We start from the raw sequence: 18,771 nt of genomic DNA, 5'->3' as shown, positions 1-18,771 counted from the left end.
CCTACGTCGCGGCCAACCCCAGTGACGCGTCGAGTTGGCCCAGGCGTTCGGGTGTGCCCACGTCGGTCCACTGGCCGCGGTGGTGGCAACCGCTCACGCGGCCCGCGTCCATGGCCCGGCGCAGGAGCGGGGCGAGCTTGAAACGCGGCGGAGTTTCGTCCGCGCCCGGCGCGTCGCCGATCGTGGTCCGCCAGTCGTCAAACAAAGCGCTGCGGTACACGCCGATGCCGGAAAACGTGAGCTTGGCATCGCCAGTGCTGGCGAGCGTGTCGCTATGCAGGGCGAAGTCGCCGATCGGGTGGTGCACCGGGTTGTCCACGAGGACGAGATGCGCGTCGCCCGCCGGTTCGCGCGGCAGGGTGGCGAAATCGAAGTCGGTCCAGATGTCGCCGTTGACCGCGATGAAAGGCGCGTCGCCGAGCAGCGTGCGTGCGTGCCAGATGCCACCGCCGGTCTCCAGCGGCGTGGGGCCTTCGTACGAGTAATGCAGGCGGACGCCCCAGCCTGCGCCATCGCCGAGCACCTGCGGGAACTGCTCGGCCAGCCAGCTGGTGTTGACCACGATGTCGCGCACGCCGATCGCGGCGAGCTTCTCGATGTGCCAGGCGATCAGTGGCTTGCCGCCCGCGCGCAGCAGCGGTTTGGGCGTGGTGTTGGTCAGCGGACGCATCCGTTCGCCCAGACCGGCGGCCAGGATCAGCGCCTTCATCCGCCCATGCCCTCCTGGCCGCGCGCCAGTTCCGCCAGTGCCGGCTTGACGCGCTGCTCGATCACCTCCGCCAGCGGCGCCAGCTCCGGGTAGCGCGGCAGCACGCCGTCGAGGTAGGCGAAGAAGCGCGGCACGTCGGCCAGGTATTTGGGCTTGCCGTCGCGGTGCCAGAGGCGGGCGAAGATGCCGATGACCTTGAGGTGGCGCTGCACGCCGATCCAGTCGGCGTCGCGGCGGAAGCGGGCGAGGTCGGGCACGGGCAGGCCGGCGTCCACCGCGCGGGCGTGGTAGTGCGCGAGCCACGTTTCGACACGGTCCTCGGGCCAGCTGAGGAAGGCGTCCTTGAACAGGCTGAGCGCGTCGTAGGCGATCGGGCCGCGCACCGCGTCCTGGAAGTCCAGCACGGCGGGGCCATCGGCGGCGGGCATCAGGTTGCGCGGCATGAAGTCGCGGTGCACCAGCACCTGTGGCTGGGCGAGCGCGGCGTCGATCAGCCGGCGGTAGACCAGGTCGAGGCGGTCCATGTCGCCGCAGTCGAGTGCGAGGCCAAGGTGGTGGCCGAGGTACCACTCATCGAACAGGCGCAGCTCGCATGAGAGCAGGGCCTCGTCGTAGGCGGGCAGGTCCGCGGGGCAGGGGATGGCCTGCAGCTTCAGCAACTGGGTGATGGCGTCGTCGAACAGGGCGTCGGCGTTGTGCAGGCCGATCACGTGCAGGTAGGTGTCGGTGCCCAGGTCTTCCAGCAGCAGGAAACCGTGCTCGACGTCCCGTGCCAGCACGCGCGGCACGCGCACGCCGCCGCTTTCCAGCACGTCGCGCAGGCGGAGCCACGGGCGCACGTCCTCCTTGTCAGGCGGCGAGTCCATGACGATGACGCTGGCGGCATCGGTGCCAGCCACGCTGCCGGGCGTCACGGCGCCGCGCCAGTAGCTGCGGAAACCGGCGTCCATGGAGGCGCGGTGCAGTTCGAAAGTGGGGTTGCCGGTGGCGGCACGCGCCCAGTCAAGGCGGGCGAGTTCGCGCGGAGTGGGTTCGGGGTGGGTGGTCATGGGGGGCTCCGGGCGGCGCTGGCCGCCTGATCGCTACAGGGTAGCCGGAGGTAATGTTTTTTGGGTATCCGGATTTTAGTGTGGGAAGACCGCACTAGCCCTTCTTGTCTGACAGCTCTCGTTCGGTAGGTTTCTGGTATCGCAAGGCTTACGCGCTTTTAGCCTTCAGTGTGGGCTTTGTCTGGCGCATGTCGGTGCAAGGAAACAATCAGTGGCAGGTCACCTTGCCCCCGGCTCGAACTGGGGTTTGAGGCGCAGTGGAACGGAAAACCGGGTTAAGCCACGCGCCTAGCTCCCGTGCAGAGAATCGATCAGCGGGCACGACACAGTGCCTCGCTGCGCATGGCACTCGTTGACCAACCGTGACAGCACCGCTTCGATTCGCGTCAGGTCCGCCATCTTGGTGCGCACGTCGGTGAGCTGGAGCGCAGCCAGCTCGGCGGCTTCGCTGCAGTGAGTGCCGTCCTCAAGCTGTAGGAGTTGGCCGACTTCGTCCAGGTTGAACCCCAGCCGCTGGGCGGATTTCACGAAACGCACCCGCGCCACGTCCGCCGATCCGTAGCGGCGAATACTGCCGACGGGCCGACCTGGTTCTGGCAATAACCCCTTGCGCTGATAGAACCGGATGGTCTCCACGTTGACCCCAGCGGCCTTGGCGAAAGCCCCGATGGTCAGTGTTTGCGGATCGTTCACCATCGCGCTTGACTCCGTACTTGACTACGGAAGTAACCTTAGCGCATCACGCAACGTCTCGGAAGGAGATCCCTCACATGGCAGACCCCAGCAACGGCCGCGGTGCACTGGCCGCCGGTGGCCTCGCCGCCATCCTCGCCTCGACCTGCTGCCTCGGTCCGCTGGTGCTGATCACGCTGGGTGTCTCCGGCGCCTGGATCGGCAACTTGACCGCGCTGGAACCGTACCGGCCGATCTTCATTGGCGTGGCGCTCGTGGCGCTGTTCTTCGCGTGGCGTCGCATCTTCCGGCCGGCTCGCGCCTGCGCGCCGGACGACGCATGCGCCGTGCCCCAGGTGCGGACGGCCTACAAGGTGATCTTCTGGATCGTCACCGCCCTGGTGCTGATCGCGCTCGTGTTCCCCTACCTCATGCCCCTGTTCTACTGAAAGGAGATTGCCATGAAGAAACTCGTCGCATTGCTCGCTCTGACCGTTGCCCTCAGCGCTCCCGCCTGGGCCGCCACCAAAACCGTCACGCTGTCGGTGCCGAGCATGACCTGCGCCACCTGTCCGATCACGGTCAAGAAGGCGCTGACCAAGGTCGAAGGCGTCATCGAGGCCAAGGTGACCTGGGAGCCCAAGGAGGCGGTGGTAACCTACGACGATGCCAAGACCACTCCGGCCGCGTTGACCAAAGCCACCGAGAACGCCGGCTACCCGTCTACCGTCAAGAAGTGAGCACACGCTCATGACCGAGGCGATCACGCTGCACATCGATGGCATGACCTGCGGGTCGTGCGCCGAGCACGTCAAGCAGACCTTGGAAAAGGTGCCCGGCGTGCGTTCGGCCTCAGTGTCCTACCCACAGCGCCGGGCCGAGATTGAGGCCAGCGCAGGTACCGCCGCGGACGTGACCTCGCTGGTCGCGGCGGTATCCGCACTCGGTTACCGAGCGCAGCTTGCCGATGCGCCGGGGCAACCCAGCGACCTGCTGAACAATGCACAAGAGCGGCTGGGCGGCGAACCAAAGCGCGAGGACGATGAGGCTGCACTGCACGTGGCCGTGATCGGCAGCGGCGGCGCGGCGATGGCGGCGGCGTTGAAGGCCGTCGAGCAAGGGGCGCGTGTGACGCTGATCGAGCGCAGCACTCTCGGCGGCACCTGCGTCAACGTCGGATGTGTGCCGTCCAAGATCATGATCCGCGCTGCCCACATTGCGCATCTGCGTCGCGAGAGTCCGTTCGATGACGGCATTGCCGCCGCCTCGCCGAAGATTCTGCGTAAGCGCTTGCTGGCTCAGCAGCAGGGGCGCGTCGATGAACTGCGCCACGCCAAGTACGAAGGCATCCTGACGAGCACCCCGACCATCACCGTGCTGCGCGGCGATGCCCGATTCAAGGATGCGCACACGCTGACCGTGGCAACCGCTGACGACGGGATGCGCGAGGTGAGTTTCGACCGCTGCCTCATCGCCACCGGGGCCAGTCCGGCGATTCCACCGATCCCGGGCTTGAAAGACACGCCCTTCTGGACGTCGACCGAAGCGCTGGCCAGCGACACGATCCCCGATCGGCTGGCCGTGATCGGCTCGTCGGTGGTGGCCGTCGAACTCGCGCAGGCCTTTGCCCGGCTGGGCAGCAAGGTGACCATGCTGGCGCGCAGCACACTGTTCTTTCGCGAAGACCCCGCCATTGGCGAGGCCATCACGGCCGTGTTCCGCGCCGAAGGCATCGAAGTGCTGGACCACACCCAGGCCAGCCAGGTCGCCTATGAGGATGGGGAATTCGTGCTCACCACCGAACGCGGCGAACTGCATGCCGACCGGCTGTTGTTCGCCACCGGCCGCACCCCAAACACCCGCACGCTCAACCTCGACGCGGCCGGTGTGGTGGTCAATGCGCAAGGCGCCATCACCATCGACCACGCGATGCGCACTACCGTGCCGCACATCTATGCCGCCGGCGACTGCACTGACCAGCCGCAGTTCGTCTACGTCGCGGCGGCGGCCGGCACCCGCGCTGCAATCAACATGACGGGTGGCAACGCGACGCTGGATCTGACGGCGATGCCGGCGGTGGTGTTCACCGACCCGCAGGTCGCCACCGTGGGCTACAGCGAAGCCGAAGCGCACCACGACGGTATCGAGACCGACAGCCGCACGCTGACGCTCGACAACGTGCCCCGGGCGCTGGTCAACTTCGACACGCGCGGTTTCATCAAGCTGGTTTCGGAGGCCGGTTCGGGACGACTGATCGGCGTGCAAGCGGTAGCCCCGGAAGCAGGCGAGCTGATCCAAACCGCAGTACTGGCGATTCGCAACCGCATGACGGTGCGAGAGTTGGCCGACCAGTTATTCCCCTACCTGACGATGGTCGAGGGGCTGAAACTCGCGGCACAAACCTTCACCAAGGACGTAAAGCAACTGTCCTGTTGCGCGGGGTAGTGGCTGGGCCTCTTACCTATGCTTCATCGGCTGAATCACAAATTCAGGCTGAAGCGCCGCCTCTTGCACAATGGGCTGAGGACTATTCGAAATACCCCTCTTCGAGTAGCCGCGCCAGCGTCGGGAGATAGGGGCCGTACTCGACCACGCGCGTGATCTTCTTCTTGCGCGTTGCCGCCGTGGTCATCCGCTGGAACACGAAGTCCGTGGTCATTGGGTCGTCGTCATCGACCAACACGGTTTCGATAACCGAGCCATCCTTGCGCGCCTTCTTGTCGTAGAGCATGCGCGCCCGAAGCACCTCGAAGCTGTAACCCCTGCCCATGCGGTTCATGTCTTTGGCCACTCGGTTGACTGACTCAGTATAGGCATTGGTAATCGGCTGCTCGAAGTAGGCGAAGATTTCGTCGTGCCAGTTGTGCACGGCGGTGGTCAGGTCCTTGAACGTGGCCGCCAATTCGGTCGGAATATTGGCCTGCCACTTCGCGCAGGCGGCTTCTGCTGCTGGGCGGGTCTTCTGATCCCAGATCGACAGAAATCCTTCCTTGAGCGCGTGGGCTTCGCTTAGGAGCGGGAACTGTTGGAACCATTCCCGCATCCGGTCCATATCTCTCCCTGTCAGGTCGTGCTGCCGCTTGAGCAGCAGGAACCGCTCGTCCTTGAGTTTGAGGCGCTGCCGGGTGGACAAATCCTTGCGAATGCGCTTGCGCAGCTTCTCCAGCGCGTCGTTCGCCATGCGCTGGATATGGAATCGATCGACCACGATCCGGGCCTGTGGCAGCGTGGCGCGCACCAACTGCCGATAAACGTGGTACATGTCCATCGCCACCCACTCGACCGAGTCCTTGTCCCGCAGGTCGCGGAAATAGGGCATCAACTCGGCTTTGGCCCGGCTGGGGCGGATATCGAACACGGTCTTGCGCTCGACGTTGGTGATCATGGCCCGGTACTGGCCGATGATCTTGAGCTCGTCGATACCCAGCACCCGCGGCGTCCGGAACTGGGTCTTGGCCTCGACCTCCTCGATGAAATCGTCGAAGACGTGGCGGACCGTCTTTTCGTCCACGGCTACTTCCCGGGCAAGGGCCGCAAAGGTCTTGGAGAAGGACTGGTCGCGGATATAACGCACCAGACGCGCCGTGGCTTGGCGTTTTCCATCAAGGTCCGCCACAGGCTCAAACAAGGTCTTGGTGCAGCTTGTACAGCGATAGCGACGGCGCTGGATGAAGATCACGACGGGTTTGCCGTGCGTCGGTGTGTCCTGAAACGACTGTTCCTGTGAGCCGTGACCATGCAGGCGTCCGGTCTTGCACAGCGGGCAGGTCACCCACTGATTGACGCCTTCGGCCTTGACGACGTAACTGTCCTCGCTGGTCAGGATTTCAAGCGTCTTCAGGCTTCGCAGCTGGAGAAAGTCCGTCACTCAGCACCTTGGGCGAACCCACACTGAAATCCGACTTTTACTCTAGCACATCCGCTCAGCCGTCCAACACCAAAATCCATTCTTTGAAAGTGATAGCTACAAAGACCCAAGGAGCCAGAACCCACACCAGATTCCGGATACCCATGTTTTTTGGGTGCGACGGCGGCCGCAGGCGCGCCACGTGTACGCACAGGACGTGGCGCGCTGCGCACAGGGATCTTGCATACGATATTGATGTTGCAGGTATGGAATCAGGCCTTTTCAGGCCAGAACGGTCTGTGCGCAGCTTTCGCGGATGCGTGCGAGCGGTCGGCGCCCCTGCAACCATCCCGTGGCGATTGCGGCCGTATGCAAAACCGCTGGCGGCAGCGGGTTTCAGGCCGCCTGCGCAGCCGGCTCCAGCGACGCCAGCCACTCGTCGTCCGAACCTTCGTTGACGCCTTCGAACAGCACGGTGGACAGGTAGCGCTCACCGGTGTCGGGCAGCATCGCCAGCAGCACCGAGCCCTCGGGCGCGGATTCGGCCACGCGCAGCGCGGCAGCGACGGTGGCGCCGGCGGAGATGCCGACGAACAGCCCTTCCTCGGCGGCAAGGCGACGCGCGGTGTCGCGGGCGAGGCCATCGTCGACCGGCAACACCTCGTCGGCGATGCCGCGGTTCAGCACGCCGGGGATGAAGTCCGGGGTCCAGCCCTGGATCTTGTGCGGTTGCCACTCCTTGCCCGAGAGCAGCGCGGCGCCGGCCGGTTCGCTGGCGATCACCTTCAGCTCCGGACGGGCGAGCTTGAGCACCTCGCCGGCGCCGGTGATGGTGCCGCCGGTGCCCCAGCCGCTGACGAAGTAGTCCAGGCGCTTGCCGGCGAAGTCACGCAGGATTTCCGGGCCGGTGGTGCTGCGGTGGTAGGCGGGGTTGGCCGGGTTCTCGAACTGGCTGGCGAGGAACCAGCCATGCTGCGCCGCCAGCTCGGCGGCCTTGCGCACCATGCCGGTGCCGCGCTCGGCGGCGGGGGTGAGGATGACCTTGGCGCCATAGGCGCGCATCAGCTTGCGGCGCTCGATCGAGAAGGTCTCGGTCATCACCGCGACGAACGGATAGCCGCGCGCGGCGGCGACCATCGCCAGGGCGATGCCGGTGTTGCCCGAGGTGGCTTCGACAATCGTCTGACCGGGCTTGAGCACGCCGCGGCGCTCGGCGTCGAGCACGATGGCCAGCGCCAGGCGGTCCTTCACCGAGCCGGCCGGATTGAAGGCTTCGACCTTGGCGTAAAGCGTGACGTGCGTGGGCGCGATGCGGTTGAGGCGGACGATGGGCGTGTTGCCGATGGTGTCGAGGATGCTGTCGTGGAGGGCCATGGGGGTGTCCTTCGAGGAATGGGGTGCGTTGTTACGTGGCTTGCGGCGGCGCGATGGTCATGCCGCCTGCTCCAGCATCACCGTGGCGGGCGGTTGGGCAGGCGTGGTGTCGCCCAGCGGCGCGGTGCCGAACCAGTGCAGCGTGCCGGCCAGTGCCGCCACTTCGCCCAGCACCAGCAGCGCGGGGGACTGCACGGCATGCGCGCGGGCGAGGGCGGGTAGGCGGTCCAGCGTGCCCACGACCACGCGCTGCTCCGGGCGCGAGCCGTTCTCGATCAGCGCGAACGGCGTGGATGCGGCGCGGCCGTGCGCGATCAGGCGTTCGCGCAGCGTTTCCAGGCCGGCCACGCCCATGTACACCGCCAAGGTCTGGCGTTCGGCGGCCAGTGACGCCCAGTCGATGGCATCGGCCGAATCTTTGGTGTGTGCGGTAACGAAACGCACTGATTGCGCGTGGTCGCGATGGGTCAACGGAATGCCGGCGTAGGCACCGCAGGCGAGCGCGGCGGTGATGCCGGGCACCACTTCGAAGGCGATGCCGTGCGCCTGCAGGAACTCCAGTTCCTCGCCGCCGCGGCCGAAGATGAAACCGTCGCCGCCCTTGAGCCGCACCACGCGCTTGCCGGCGCGCGCGTGCTCCAGCATCAGCGCATGGATCCGGTCCTGGGTGACGTGGTGGTGGCCGGCCTGCTTGCCGACCTCGATGCGTTCGGCGTCGCGGCGGGCGAGGGCGAGCACCTCGGGACCGACCAGTCGGTCGTGCAGGATAACGTCGGCTTCGTTGAGCAGGCGCAGGCCACGCAGGGTCAGCAGGCCCCCGTCGCCGGGACCGGCACCGACCAGTGCGACGCGACCTGCCAAGGGGACGCTATCGCTGTCGGCCAGTTGGGCCAGCAGCGAGCGTTCCGCGGCGGAGGCGTCACCGCGTCGCAGCAGCGTGGGCACGTCGCTGGCCAACAGGCGTTCGAAGAAGCGGCGGCGGGCATGCAGGTCGGTCAGGCGTTCGCGGATGCGGCCGCGCAGGCGCGTCAGCAGCGTGGCCAATGCACCCAATGATTCATCGAACTGGGTCTCCAACTGCTCGCGCAGGTGCCGCGCCAGCATGGGTGCGCCGCCGCCGCTGGAGATCGCGATCTGCACCGGTCCGCGTTCCACGCGCGAGGGCACCTGCACGCTGGACAGCGGGGCGTCGTCGACCACGTTGACCCAGACCCGCCGCGCTTCGCCGGCCACCGCGACCGCGCGGTTGACGGCCGGCAGGTCGGTGGCGGCAATGGCCAGCCACGCACCATTGAGCCAGTTGGGGTCGAACGCGCCCTCCACGTGCTGGATGTCGCCCCGGCGGGCCAATTCGGCCAGTTCTGGCTCCAGTGCGGGCGCGCCGACGGTGACCTTGGCGCCTGCGTCCAGCAGTGCCGTCACCTTGCGCCGGGCGACGTTGCCGCCCCCCACCACCACGACGGCGCGGCCGGAGAGATCGACGAACAGCGGAAACAGCGGGGCGGCCATGGCAGCGGACGGATTGGGAGGGCCTCCGACGCTAGCCATCGCGGCCGGGCTGGGGAAATAACATCAGGGTCTTGGCTTATTCCGTAAACGCATAAGCATTGAATTGGCTTGGCTTTGCGGCTTAGTATTAAAATCAGTTCATCCGAATAGAGAGATAAATCATGTGCATCATCGCCCCCATGTCCTGTCCCGTGCATCCGTCCAACGCCCATCGACTGGACCCTCGACCTGACCGGACACCGCGCTCATGACCCTCACCCAACTCCGCTACCTGGTCGCCATCGCCGACTCGGGGCTCAACATCACCCTCGCGGCCGAGCGCGTGCACGCCACGCAGCCGGGGCTGTCGAAGCAGCTCAAGCAGCTCGAGGACGAACTCGGTTTCCTGCTGTTCTCGCGCAAGGGGCGCAGCCTCGACGCGGTCACGCCGTCGGGCCAGCAGGTGCTGAAGCACGCGCGCCGCCTGCTGGCGGAGGCCAACAACATCCGCTCGTACGCGGCCAACCAGCGCCGCGACGGCCAGGGCCGGCTGGTGCTGGCCACCACCCACACCCAGGCGCGCTTCGTGCTGCCGCCGGCCATCGCGCAGGTGAAGCAGGCCTACCCGCAGGTCAGCGTGCACCTGCAACCGACCGCCGATGGCGAGGTGCTATCGCTGCTGGCCAGCGGCGAGGCCGACCTGGCGCTGATCAGCACCGCCGGCGATGTGCCAGAAGGCGGCATTGCTGTTCCGCTGTTCCGCTGGCGCCGCCAGGTGCTGGTGCCGAAGGACCACCCACTGGCCGCGAACGCCGCGCCGGGGTTGGCGCAACTGGCCAACTATCCATTGGTGAGTTACGAGTCATCGATCCGTCCGGAGTCGTCGCTGCGGCGCGCCTTCGTCGAAGCCGGGCTGGAGCCGCAACTGGCGATGACCGCGCGCGACGCGGACCTGATCAAGACCTACGTGCGTGCGGGCCTCGGCGTGGGCCTGCTCGCCGAGATGGCCGTCAGCACGCACGACGATGCCGACCTGCGCGCGTTGACCGCGCCCGCGGCGATCCCCGAATGCGTGGCGTGGGCGGTGCTGCCGCGCGAGCGCGTGTTGCGCGACTACACGCTCGAGCTGCTGCACGCGCTGGCGCCGCAGCTGGATCGCCATGACCTGCGTCGCGTGCTGGCCGGCAACCAGATGGCCGACTGGCCGGTGCCGCCGACCTGGACCGAACTGAGCCAGCCGATCACCGTGTAAGACCGACGCGCCGCTTGCGTGGATGCCGCAAGCGGCATGGCTTCAGGCCGCCTGGCTGGTGGGCGCGTAGGCGGCGTCCCAGCTTTCGTGCAGCCCGCACTCGCGCTTGAGCCCGAAGAAGCGCGTGTCCTCTTCGCTCATGCCGGCCTCCAGCTTGCGCGTGGAGTGCGTGTCGCCAATCGACACGTACCCCGCGTGCCACAGCGGGTGGTAGGGCAGGTCGTGGCGTTGCAGGTACTGCCACACGTCGCGATCGGTCCAGTCGGCCAGCGGATGCAGCTTCCAGCGGCCATCGCGCAGTTCCAGGAAGTCGATGCCGGCACGGCTGGCCGATTGTTGCCGCCGCAGTCCGGCAATCCACGTACGCACACCCAGTTCGCGCAACGCGCGCTGCATCGGTTCGACCTTGTGTGCGTGGTTGTAGCGGGTGATGCCTTCCACGCCCAGTTCTGGCAGTTGAGCCACGCGCACGGCATCCCACGCCGCGTCCTCCCGCGGGCGGTAAACCTGCAGGTTGAGGTCGAGGCGCTGGGTGAGCTCGTCGATGAACACGTGCGTCTCGGGGAACAGGTAGCCGGTGTCGACCAGGATCACCGGGAGGTCGGCCTTCTGCCGGGTGACCAGGTGCAGGGATACGGCCGCCTGCGCCCCGAAGCTGGACGACAACGCATGCTCGCCGGCCTGCGCTTCCAGCGCCCAGGCCACGCGCGCCTCGGCGCTGAGCGTGCCCAGCCAGCGGTTGAGCTCGTCGAGCGCGCGCGGCGATTCGGCCGCGGTGATGGGGTCCGGAGGGCTCATGCCACCACCTCGATGCCGATGGTGCGATCGTCCTTGGCAGGCACGGCGATGACGCCCGCACGCACCAGGTAGTCGCCGAAATATTCGCCCGCGGTGCGCTGTGCGGCGTAGTCCGCCAGCAGCGGGTCGAGCGCGGCCAGGATCGCGGCTTCGTCCACGTTCTCGCGGTGCAGGCGGTTGAGCCGCTGGCCGCGGTGGTCGGCGCCCAGCATCAGGTTGTAGCGCCCGGGCGCCTTGCCCACCAGCGCGATCTCGCCCAGGTACGGCCGCGAGCAGCCGTTGGGGCAGCCGCTGAGGCGCACGTTGATGGGCTGCTCGCGCAGGCCGTGGCGATCGAGCAGGCCTTCCAGCCGGGTGATGAACTCGGGCAGGTAGCGCTCGGCTTCGGCCATGGCCAAGCCGCAGGTGGGCAGGGCGACGCAGGCGATGGCGTTGAGTCGCGACGGCGTGGCGCGCGCGTGCGTGTCCAGGCCGTGGTGCTCAAGCAGCGCGTCCACCCGCGCGCGCAGTGCGGCCGGCACGTTGGCGATGACCAGGTTCTGGTTGGCCGTCATGCGGAATTCGGGGGCAACGGTACCAGGCGCGGCGTCGGCCTCGTGCAGCAACTGCGCGATGTGGCGCAAGCCGGTCAGGTGGCTGAGCCCATCCCGGTCCCAGATGCGCCCGGCCACGATGCGCAGGGTCAGGTGCCAGCGCGTCGCGTCATCGTCGGATTGCACCCAGCCGAAGCGGTCGCCGTTGTGTACGAAGCGGAAGCCGCGCGCCGGCTCCAGCGCGCCACCGGCGCGGCGCTCCACTTCGGCCTGGAACGCCTCCAGCCCGCGATCGTCAATGGTGTACTTCAGCCGCGCGCGCTTGCGCACTACGCGGTTGCCCCAGTCGCGCTGGGTGGTGACGACGGCCTCGGCCACGGCGGTCAAGCGCTCCGGGGGAATGAAGCCGATGACATTGCCCAGGCGCGGGTAGGTCTCCTGGTCGCCGTGCGTCGCACCCATGCCGCCGCCAACGGTGACGTCGTAACCGCGCAGTTCTCCGTCGTCGATGATGGCGATGAACCCCAGGTCCTGTGCGAACACGTCGACGTCGTTGTACGGCGGGATGGCGAAGCCGATCTTGAACTTGCGCGGCAGGTAGCCGGCGCCGTAGATGGGCTCGGCCTCCTCACCGCTGCCGGAGACCTTTTCCTCATCCAGCCAGATCTCGTAATAGGCGCGGGTGTTGGGCAGCAGGTGTTCGGACAAGGCCGCGGCCTGCGCATGCACCCTGGCGTGCGCGCGTGACTGGTGCGGGTTCGCGGCCACCGCCACGTTGCGGTTGACGTCGCCGCACGCGGCCAGCGTGTCGATCAATGCGGCATTGATCGCCTGCATCGTCGGCTTCAGCTCGGTCTTGATCACGCCGTGGAACTGGAAGGCCTGGCGCGTGGTGATGCGCAGCCCGCGCTCCGCAAAGGTGGTGGCGATGCGGTCCAGCTTGAGCCACTGCTCCGGCGACACCACGCCACCCGGCGTGCGGGTGCGGATCATGAACGAGTACGCCGGCTCCAGCCTCTGCAGGCGGCGCTCGTCGCGGACGTCGCGGTCATCCTGCTGGTAGCTGCCGTGGTACTTGATCAGGGTCTGGTCGTCCTCGTGCAGGGCGCCGGTGACCGGATTGGCCAGTGACTCCAGCAGCGTGCCGCGCAGGCGGCCGCTTTCTCGCTTGATGTCTTCGACCGAATGCGTGCTCATCAGTAAACGTCCCGGGCGTAGCGGCCCTGCGCCTGCAGCGCGTTGAGGTAGTCCGCGGCCTCTTCGGCCGACCGGTTGCCGTGCTCGGCGATCAGCGCCAGCAGGGCGGCGTGCACATCCTTGGCCATCCGCGTGGCATCACCGCAGACGTAGACGTGCGCGCCGCCTTCCAGCCAGGCATGGACTTCCGCGCCGCGCTCGCGCAGGCGGTCCTGCACGTAGGTCTTGCCCGTGGTGGTGCGGGCTGCGTCGTCCAGCGACGTCACCTGGTCGCGGGAGAAGGCGAGGTCCAGGCGATGCAGCTGGCCGCGCTTGAGCGCCTCCTGCCATTCCGTCTGGTAGAGGAAGTCGGTGCGCGCGTGAGGATTGCCGAAGAACAGCCAGTTGCGCCCGCTGGCGCCCGCGGCGGCGCGCTCCTGCACGAAGCCGCGGAACGGGGCCACGCCGGTGCCCGGGCCGATCATGATCACGTCGCGGTGGCCATCGGCGGGCAGGCGGAAGCGCTCGTTGTGTTCGATGAACACCGGCAGGCGTTCGCCTTCCAACGCGCGGGCGAGGAAGTTGGAGGCCGTGCCCCAGCGCAGGCCATCATCGACGCTAGCTTCAACGTCGCCGCCGCCTTGCGCATCGCCGATGGTCCCGGCGGGGCCACCGTCCACGCGGTACTCGATATGCGCGACCGTCAGGTGCGCCTCGTCACCCACGGCTTTCGGGCTGGAGGCGATGGAGTACAGTCGCGGCACCAACGGTCGCAGTGCGGCCACGAGGGCTTCGGCGGTCCACGCGGCCGGGTGCGCGCGCAACAGATCGATCAGCTGGTGGTTGGCGAGCAGCTCCGTCAGTCCTGTCGGGTTGTCCGCGGACAGTTGCCGGTCCAGTGCTTCGTCCTTGGCCAGCGCGGCGTGCGCGACCAGGAACGGGCGCGACAGGCGGGTCAGCTCACGACGGTTGGACAGCCACTCGCGTAACGGCAATGTCTGCCCGCCGTGGTCGACCGGCTGCGTGCCCTCCAGCGCCAGGGTCGCCAGTAGCGCATCGACCAGTCGCGGCGGATTGATCGGCCACACGCCCAGCGCATCGCCCGGCTGGTAATGCAGGCCGGAGCCCTCCAGCGACAACTCGATATGGCGGATGTCCTTGGCCGACGGCGCGCCGGCGCGGTCGCGGCCGGTGATGCGCTGGTTGGCCAGCAGTTCGGCGTGGAACGGGTTGTCACGCGTATACGCGCTGGTGGCCGCTGCCAACGGGCGTAATGGCGTCACCGTGGCCAGCGGTGTCTGCGGCTTCAGCGATTCCTTCGCGGCAGCCAGGGCATTTGCCAACCACGGCGTGGCGACCGTCTCGATGTCGAGGTCGGCATCGCCGCGGGCGATCCAGCGCTTGCCGCCCAGTGCAGCCAGTCGCTCGTCCAGCACCTGGCCCACCGCGCAGAACTGTGGATAGCTGGAGTCGCCCAAACCCAGCACGGCGAAGTGCAGGTCGGTCAGCGCCGGCGCCCGCTTGCCGGTGATGAACTCGACGAAGCCGCGCGCATCGTCCGGCGGGTCGCCGTCGCCCTGCGTGCTGATCACCACGGCGAGGTAGCGCTCCTGCTTCAGATCGCGGGTGGGGTAGGCATCGGCGCGCAGCACGCGCACTTGCAGGCCCGCCGCTTCGACCTGCTGTCCCAGTGACTCGGCCACGCGCTTGGCGTTGCCGGTCTGGCTGCCATACACGATGGTCAACGTGGCCGCGGGTTGCGCCTCGGGTGCCGGGACCGCCATCGGGCGCGCGGCGGGCAACGTCTGGGCACGGGCCAGCCCGGCGGCGTAGCCAGACAGCCACCACAGCCCGGCGCCGTCGAGGTCGGTGGTGAGCTGCTCGACCAGCGCGGATTGCGCCTGCGTCAGCAGCGAGGGCGGGGCGGAGAAGGCGGGCGAGGCGGACATGGAGACACCGCAGGGGGATTTCGACGCTGCCAGACTAGGCAGCCCGTTCCGCACGCGGAAAGGAAAGGCGGTTATGCGCTTATGCCCTCGCTGTATTTCATCGGCGCCGAGGGTCGCTCCGATACTGGCCACACCCCACTTGATGCCCCTCATTGCCGATGGAGCTTCCCCCCGACCTGCTGCTGTTCATCGCCATCGGCTTTGCTGCCCAGCTGGTCGATGGCGCCCTGGGCATGGCCTACGGCGTGACCGCATCCAGCCTGTTGCTGGGTTTCGGCGTGCCACCGGCCATCTCCAGCGCCACCGTGCATGCGGCCGAGTGCTTTACCACCGGCGCCTCGGCGGCGTCGCACCATGCCTTCGGCAACATCGACCGCAAGCTGTTCAAGCGGCTGCTGCTGCCCGGTGTGGTGGGCGCGGGTGTGGGCGCCTATCTCCTCGCCAGCCTGTCCGGCGATGCCCTGCGCCCGTGGATCGCCGGCTATCTGGTGCTGATGGGCGCCATCATCGTCTACAAGGCGTTCCGCGACTTCCCGCCGGCCGAAGTCGCTTCGCACGTGGTGCCGCTGGGCTTTTTCGGTGCGCTGATCGACGCGATTGGCGGCGGCGGCTGGGGCCCGATCGTGTCCAGCAACCTGCTGGCGCGCGGCAATGGGTTGCGCCTGACCGTGGGCACGGTGAACGCGGTGGAGTTCTTCGTGACGCTGACTGCGTCGCTGGTGTTCCTGGTGACCCTGGGCCTGGGCCACTGGGACATCATCCTCGGGCTGGCCATTGGTGGTGTTGCCGCTGCTCCCCTGGGGGCGTTGCTGGTCCGCCACGTGCACCCGCGGCCGCTGCTGGTGCTGGTTGGCCTGCTGGTCATGGGGCTCAGCGCCCGTACCCTGCTCAAGCACTTCGGTGCGTTTTGAGTCACGATTGAACCTGCTTCCGCGAGTCGCCCCTTGAACCTTCCGATGTCCCCGTCGTCTTCCCTGTCGCCGTCCGCGCTCAGCCACCTCGACCGCCTCGAGGCCGAGAGCATCCACATCCTGCGCGAGGTCGCGGCCGAGTTCCGCAACCCGGTGATGCTGTATTCCATCGGCAAGGACAGTTCGGTGCTGCTGCACCTGCTGCTGAAGGCGTTCGCCCCGGGCAAGCCGCCGATCTCGCTGCTGCACGTGGACACCGGCTGGAAGTTCCGCGAGATGATCGCCTTCCGTGATCGTCGCGCCGCGGAGACTGGCATCGACCTGCGCGTGCACACCAACCCGGAAGGCGTGGCGCAGGGCATCGGCCCGATCAGTCACGGCGCTACCGTGCACACCGACGTGATGAAGACCCAGGGCCTGAAGCAGGCGCTGGACCAGTACGGCTTCGATGCCGCCATCGGCGGCGCGCGCCGCGATGAGGAAAAGTCGCGCGCCAAGGAGCGCATCTTCTCGTTCCGCACCGCGCAGCACCGCTGGGACCCCAAGAACCAGCGCCCGGAGCTGTGGAACCTGTACAACACCCGCGTGCACAAGGGCGAGTCGGTGCGCGTGTTCCCGATCTCCAACTGGACCGAGCTGGACGTCTGGCTGTACATCTACCGCGAACGTATCCCGGTGCCGTCGCTGTACTTCGCGGCCGAACGACCCGTGGTGGAGCGCGATGGCGCGTTGATCCTTGTCGACGACGAACGCCTGCCGCTGCACGCAGGCGAAGCGCCGCAGCTGCGCAAGGTGCGCTTCCGCACGCTGGGTTGCTACCCGCTGACCGGCGCGATCGACTCCGAAGCCGACACGCTGGAAAAGATCATCGCCGAGATGCTGGTGGCCACCACGTCCGAGCGCCAGGGCCGCGTCATTGACCACGACCCCTCCGCGTCGATGGAGAAGAAGAAGCAGGAGGGCTATTTCTGATGGCCAGCGCACCGCTCAACGAAGCCACCTCCACCGTCGTGCCGGAACACGATGACGCCGCGGCCGCCGTCGCCGCCTACCTGCACCAGCACGAGACCAAGGGCCTGCTGCGCTTCATCACCTGCGGCAGCGTGGACGATGGCAAGAGCACGCTGATCGGGCGCCTGCTGCACGACACCAAGCGTCTGTTCGACGACCAGTTGTCCGCACTGGCCGCCGACAGCCGTCGCCATGGCACCCAGGGTGATGCGATCGACTTCGCCCTGCTGGTCGATGGCCTTGCCGCCGAGCGCGAGCAGGGCATCACCATCGACGTGGCCTACCGCTTCTTCAGTACCGACCAGCGCAAGTTCATCGTCGCTGACTGTCCCGGGCACGAGCAGTACACCCGCAACATGGCCACTGGTGCGTCCACGGCCGATGTGGCCGTGGTGCTGGTGGATGCGCGCAAAGGCTTGCTGACCCAGACGCGGCGCCACAGCTACATCATCTCGCTGCTGGGCATCCGCCACGTGCTGCTGGCGGTCAACAAGATGGACCTGGTCGGCTACGACGAAGGTGTGTTCGAGCGAATCGTCGATGGCTACCGTGGGCTGGCCACGCAGCTGGGCATCGAGCACGTCACCGCAGTGCCACTCTCGGCGCTGCAGGGCGACAACCTGCTGGAGCGTTCACCGCACACGCCGTGGTACCGAGGGCCCAGCGTGCTGGAGTACCTGGAGTCGGTGGACGTCACGCGCGACCGCGCGGACATCGGCTTCCGCCTGCCGGTGCAGTGGGTCAACCGCCCCAACCAGGACTTCCGCGGCTTCGCCGGCACCGTGGCCGTAGGCGAAGTCCGTCCGGGTGACGCGGTAGTGGTGCTGCCATCCGGCGGTCGCAGTCGCGTGGACCGGGTCGTCACCGCCGACGGCGACCTGCAGGTGGCGGCGGCCGGGCAGGCCATCACCCTGACCCTGACCGACGAGTTGGACATCAGCCGCGGTGACGTGATCGCCGCCGCGGCACGCCCTGCCGAAGTCGCAGACCAGTTCGCCGCGCACCTGCTGTGGATGGGCGAGCAACGCCTGCTGCCTGGCCGTCCGTACTGGATGAAGATCGGCACGCGCACCGTCAGCGCCACGGTCACCGAGATCAAGCACAAGGTCGACGTGAACACCCAGGCGCAACTAGCGGCCAAGCACCTGGAACTCAACGAGGTGGCCTACTGCAACCTTGGCCTGGACCAGCCGATCCCGTTCGAGGCCTATCGCGACAACCGTGACCTCGGCGCCTTCATCCTGATCGACCGGCAGACCAACGCCACCGTCGCCGCCGGCACGCTGGATTTCGCCCTGCGCCGCGCCGGCAACATCCACTGGCACCACGCCGACATCGACCAGGCGGCGCGCGCGCTCAGCCTCGGCCAGACGCCGCGTTGCGCCTGGTTCACCGGACTGTCGGGATCAGGCAAGTCCACCATCGCCAACCTGGTGGAGAAGAAGTTGCACGCGATGGGGCACCACGCCTACATCCTGGATGGCGATAACGTCCGTCATGGCCTCAACAAGGACCTGGGCTTCACCGACGAGGACCGCGTGGAAAATATCCGTCGCGTGGCCGAGGTGGCGCGGTTGATGACCGATGCCGGCCTGATCGTGCTGGTCAGCTTCATCTCGCCGTTCCGCGCCGAACGGCGCATGGCGCGCGAGCTGTTCGGCGAAGGCGAGTTCATCGAGGTGTTTGTCGACACGCCGTTGTCGGTGGCCGAGGAACGTGACGTGAAGGGGCTGTATGCCAAGGCGAGGGCCGGCAAGATCCCCAACTTCACCGGCATCGATTCGCCCTACGAAGCCCCGGAATCGCCCGAGTTGCGCCTCGACACCACAGCGGCCGCCGCCGAGACGCTGGCGCAGCGGGTGGTCGACCGTTTGCTGGGATGACTTCCGGGCCGCGGCGCATGCCAACGGGTGGCGTCACCCTGCGGTTGCGGAGCCGGTTGGCGCAACCGCGAGCGCATTCTGACGATCGAAAAGGGAAAGCCCCGGCCATTGGCCGGGGC

At 67.5% G+C, this 18,771-nt stretch carries 16 protein-coding genes; 7 read left to right on the top strand and 9 right to left on the bottom strand.

Features of this window, described 5'->3' with window-relative positions; genetic code table 11:
• Position 1: 1 nt before the first annotated feature.
• The 3 genes from murU to merR all read right to left on the bottom strand — a co-directional run bounded on the left by murU (position 2) and on the right by merR (position 2,451).
• The gene (murU, locus tag N800_RS08410) at positions 2-709 is read right to left on the bottom strand and encodes an N-acetylmuramate alpha-1-phosphate uridylyltransferase MurU (RefSeq protein ID WP_036136923.1); all 708 of its coding nucleotides are present in this window, start codon (positions 707-709) and stop codon (positions 2-4) included.
• Complete coding sequence (locus N800_RS08405) at positions 706-1,758, bottom strand: aminoglycoside phosphotransferase family protein (protein WP_036136921.1); 1,053 nt, start codon at positions 1,756-1,758, stop codon at positions 706-708. Before N800_RS08405 ends, murU begins: the two co-directional genes overlap by 4 nt.
• Positions 1,759-2,046: 288 nt before the next feature.
• Positions 2,047-2,451 carry a mercury resistance transcriptional regulator MerR gene (gene merR / locus N800_RS08400; RefSeq protein ID WP_425476504.1) on the bottom strand — a complete coding sequence of 135 codons (405 nt, stop codon included), beginning with the start codon at positions 2,449-2,451 and terminating at the stop codon, positions 2,047-2,049.
• Positions 2,452-2,528: 77 nt separating this feature from the next.
• On the opposite strand from merR, the gene merT reads away from it, so the two are divergent.
• Genes merT through merA form a run of 3 tightly spaced genes read left to right on the top strand, consistent with a single transcriptional unit; the run spans position 2,529 to position 4,875 of the window.
• The gene (gene merT, locus N800_RS08395) at positions 2,529-2,879 is read left to right on the top strand and encodes a mercuric ion transporter MerT (protein ID WP_036136917.1); all 351 of its coding nucleotides are present in this window, start codon (positions 2,529-2,531) and stop codon (positions 2,877-2,879) included.
• Between the two features lie 12 nt (positions 2,880-2,891).
• The gene (merP, locus tag N800_RS08390; RefSeq protein WP_012480190.1) at positions 2,892-3,170 is read left to right on the top strand and encodes a mercury resistance system periplasmic binding protein MerP; all 279 of its coding nucleotides are present in this window, start codon (positions 2,892-2,894) and stop codon (positions 3,168-3,170) included.
• A 10-nt stretch (positions 3,171-3,180) separates the two neighbouring features.
• Positions 3,181-4,875, top strand: coding sequence for a mercury(II) reductase (merA, locus tag N800_RS08385; RefSeq protein WP_036136910.1), 1,695 nt, complete (start codon positions 3,181-3,183; stop codon positions 4,873-4,875).
• 82 nt (positions 4,876-4,957) lie between these two features.
• Here the strand turns inward: merA and N800_RS08380 are convergent, their stop codons facing one another.
• The 3 genes from N800_RS08380 to cysG form a co-directional block, all read right to left on the bottom strand.
• A complete protein-coding gene (locus N800_RS08380) occupies positions 4,958-6,298 on the bottom strand; it encodes an ISL3-like element ISStma11 family transposase (protein ID WP_036136908.1) in 1,341 nt (446 codons plus the stop codon).
• Between the two features lie 375 nt (positions 6,299-6,673).
• Positions 6,674-7,651, bottom strand: a complete 978-nt coding sequence (gene cysK / locus N800_RS08375; RefSeq protein WP_036136905.1) for a cysteine synthase A — start codon at positions 7,649-7,651, stop codon at positions 6,674-6,676.
• A gap of 57 nt (positions 7,652-7,708) precedes the next feature.
• Complete coding sequence (gene cysG / locus N800_RS08370) at positions 7,709-9,160, bottom strand: siroheme synthase CysG (protein ID WP_036136903.1); 1,452 nt, start codon at positions 9,158-9,160, stop codon at positions 7,709-7,711.
• A gap of 247 nt (positions 9,161-9,407) precedes the next feature.
• Between cysG and N800_RS08365 the strand changes: the two genes are divergently transcribed.
• Positions 9,408-10,391 (top strand): LysR family transcriptional regulator, encoded by a 984-nt coding sequence (locus N800_RS08365; RefSeq protein ID WP_036136900.1) that lies wholly within the window; start codon positions 9,408-9,410, stop codon positions 10,389-10,391.
• 42 nt (positions 10,392-10,433) lie between these two features.
• On the opposite strand, the gene N800_RS08360 is transcribed toward N800_RS08365, so the two are convergent.
• The 3 genes from N800_RS08360 to N800_RS08350 are packed head-to-tail and all read right to left on the bottom strand — an operon-like array spanning position 10,434 to position 14,847.
• On the bottom strand, positions 10,434-11,189 hold the full coding sequence (locus tag N800_RS08360) for a phosphoadenylyl-sulfate reductase (protein WP_052108068.1): 756 nt from the start codon (positions 11,187-11,189) through the stop codon (positions 10,434-10,436).
• Positions 11,186-12,919 (bottom strand): assimilatory sulfite reductase (NADPH) hemoprotein subunit, encoded by a 1,734-nt coding sequence (gene cysI / locus N800_RS08355; protein WP_036136897.1) that lies wholly within the window; start codon positions 12,917-12,919, stop codon positions 11,186-11,188. Before cysI ends, N800_RS08360 begins: the two co-directional genes overlap by 4 nt.
• On the bottom strand, positions 12,919-14,847 hold the full coding sequence (locus tag N800_RS08350; RefSeq protein ID WP_036136895.1) for an assimilatory sulfite reductase (NADPH) flavoprotein subunit: 1,929 nt from the start codon (positions 14,845-14,847) through the stop codon (positions 12,919-12,921). Before N800_RS08350 ends, cysI begins: the two co-directional genes overlap by 1 nt.
• A gap of 158 nt (positions 14,848-15,005) precedes the next feature.
• Between N800_RS08350 and N800_RS08345 the strand changes: the two genes are divergently transcribed.
• The 3 genes from N800_RS08345 to cysN are packed head-to-tail and all read left to right on the top strand — an operon-like array spanning position 15,006 to position 18,652.
• Positions 15,006-15,758 carry a sulfite exporter TauE/SafE family protein gene (locus tag N800_RS08345; protein ID WP_036136893.1) on the top strand — a complete coding sequence of 251 codons (753 nt, stop codon included), beginning with the start codon at positions 15,006-15,008 and terminating at the stop codon, positions 15,756-15,758.
• A 45-nt stretch (positions 15,759-15,803) separates the two neighbouring features.
• Positions 15,804-16,730, top strand: coding sequence for a sulfate adenylyltransferase subunit CysD (gene cysD, locus N800_RS08340; RefSeq protein WP_425476503.1), 927 nt, complete (start codon positions 15,804-15,806; stop codon positions 16,728-16,730).
• Positions 16,730-18,652: a sulfate adenylyltransferase subunit CysN gene (gene cysN / locus N800_RS08335; RefSeq protein WP_084087370.1), complete on the top strand. Its 1,923-nt coding sequence runs from the start codon at positions 16,730-16,732 to the stop codon at positions 18,650-18,652. Before cysD ends, cysN begins: the two co-directional genes overlap by 1 nt.
• Positions 18,653-18,771 lie beyond the last annotated feature (119 nt).

It is taken from the genome of Lysobacter daejeonensis GH1-9 (genome assembly GCF_000768355.1).
GTDB classification, from domain to species: Bacteria; Pseudomonadota; Gammaproteobacteria; order Xanthomonadales; family Xanthomonadaceae; genus Aerolutibacter; species Aerolutibacter daejeonensis.
Note: the sequence above shows the minus strand (reverse complement) of the source record. Positions and strands in the feature narration are given on the sequence as shown.

Excerpts from the sequence above, each read along its gene's own strand:
- murU (WP_036136923.1), bottom strand. The coding sequence starts at position 709 with ATGAAGGCGCTGATCCTGGCCGCCGGTCTGGGCGAACGGATGCGTCCG.
- N800_RS08405 (WP_036136921.1), bottom strand. The coding sequence starts at position 1,758 with ATGACCACCCACCCCGAACCCACTCCGCGCGAACTCGCCCGCCTTGAC.
- merT (WP_036136917.1), top strand. The coding sequence starts at position 2,529 with ATGGCAGACCCCAGCAACGGCCGCGGTGCACTGGCCGCCGGTGGCCTC.
- merP (WP_012480190.1), top strand. The coding sequence starts at position 2,892 with ATGAAGAAACTCGTCGCATTGCTCGCTCTGACCGTTGCCCTCAGCGCT.
- merA (WP_036136910.1), top strand. The coding sequence starts at position 3,181 with ATGACCGAGGCGATCACGCTGCACATCGATGGCATGACCTGCGGGTCG.
- cysK (WP_036136905.1), bottom strand. The coding sequence starts at position 7,651 with ATGGCCCTCCACGACAGCATCCTCGACACCATCGGCAACACGCCCATC.
- cysG (WP_036136903.1), bottom strand. The coding sequence starts at position 9,160 with ATGGCCGCCCCGCTGTTTCCGCTGTTCGTCGATCTCTCCGGCCGCGCC.
- N800_RS08365 (WP_036136900.1), top strand. The coding sequence starts at position 9,408 with ATGACCCTCACCCAACTCCGCTACCTGGTCGCCATCGCCGACTCGGGG.
- N800_RS08360 (WP_052108068.1), bottom strand. The coding sequence starts at position 11,189 with ATGAGCCCTCCGGACCCCATCACCGCGGCCGAATCGCCGCGCGCGCTC.
- cysI (WP_036136897.1), bottom strand. The coding sequence starts at position 12,919 with ATGAGCACGCATTCGGTCGAAGACATCAAGCGAGAAAGCGGCCGCCTG.
- N800_RS08350 (WP_036136895.1), bottom strand. The coding sequence starts at position 14,847 with ATGTCCGCCTCGCCCGCCTTCTCCGCCCCGCCCTCGCTGCTGACGCAG.
- N800_RS08345 (WP_036136893.1), top strand. The coding sequence starts at position 15,006 with ATGGAGCTTCCCCCCGACCTGCTGCTGTTCATCGCCATCGGCTTTGCT.
- cysD (WP_425476503.1), top strand. The coding sequence starts at position 15,804 with ATGTCCCCGTCGTCTTCCCTGTCGCCGTCCGCGCTCAGCCACCTCGAC.
- cysN (WP_084087370.1), top strand. The coding sequence starts at position 16,730 with ATGGCCAGCGCACCGCTCAACGAAGCCACCTCCACCGTCGTGCCGGAA.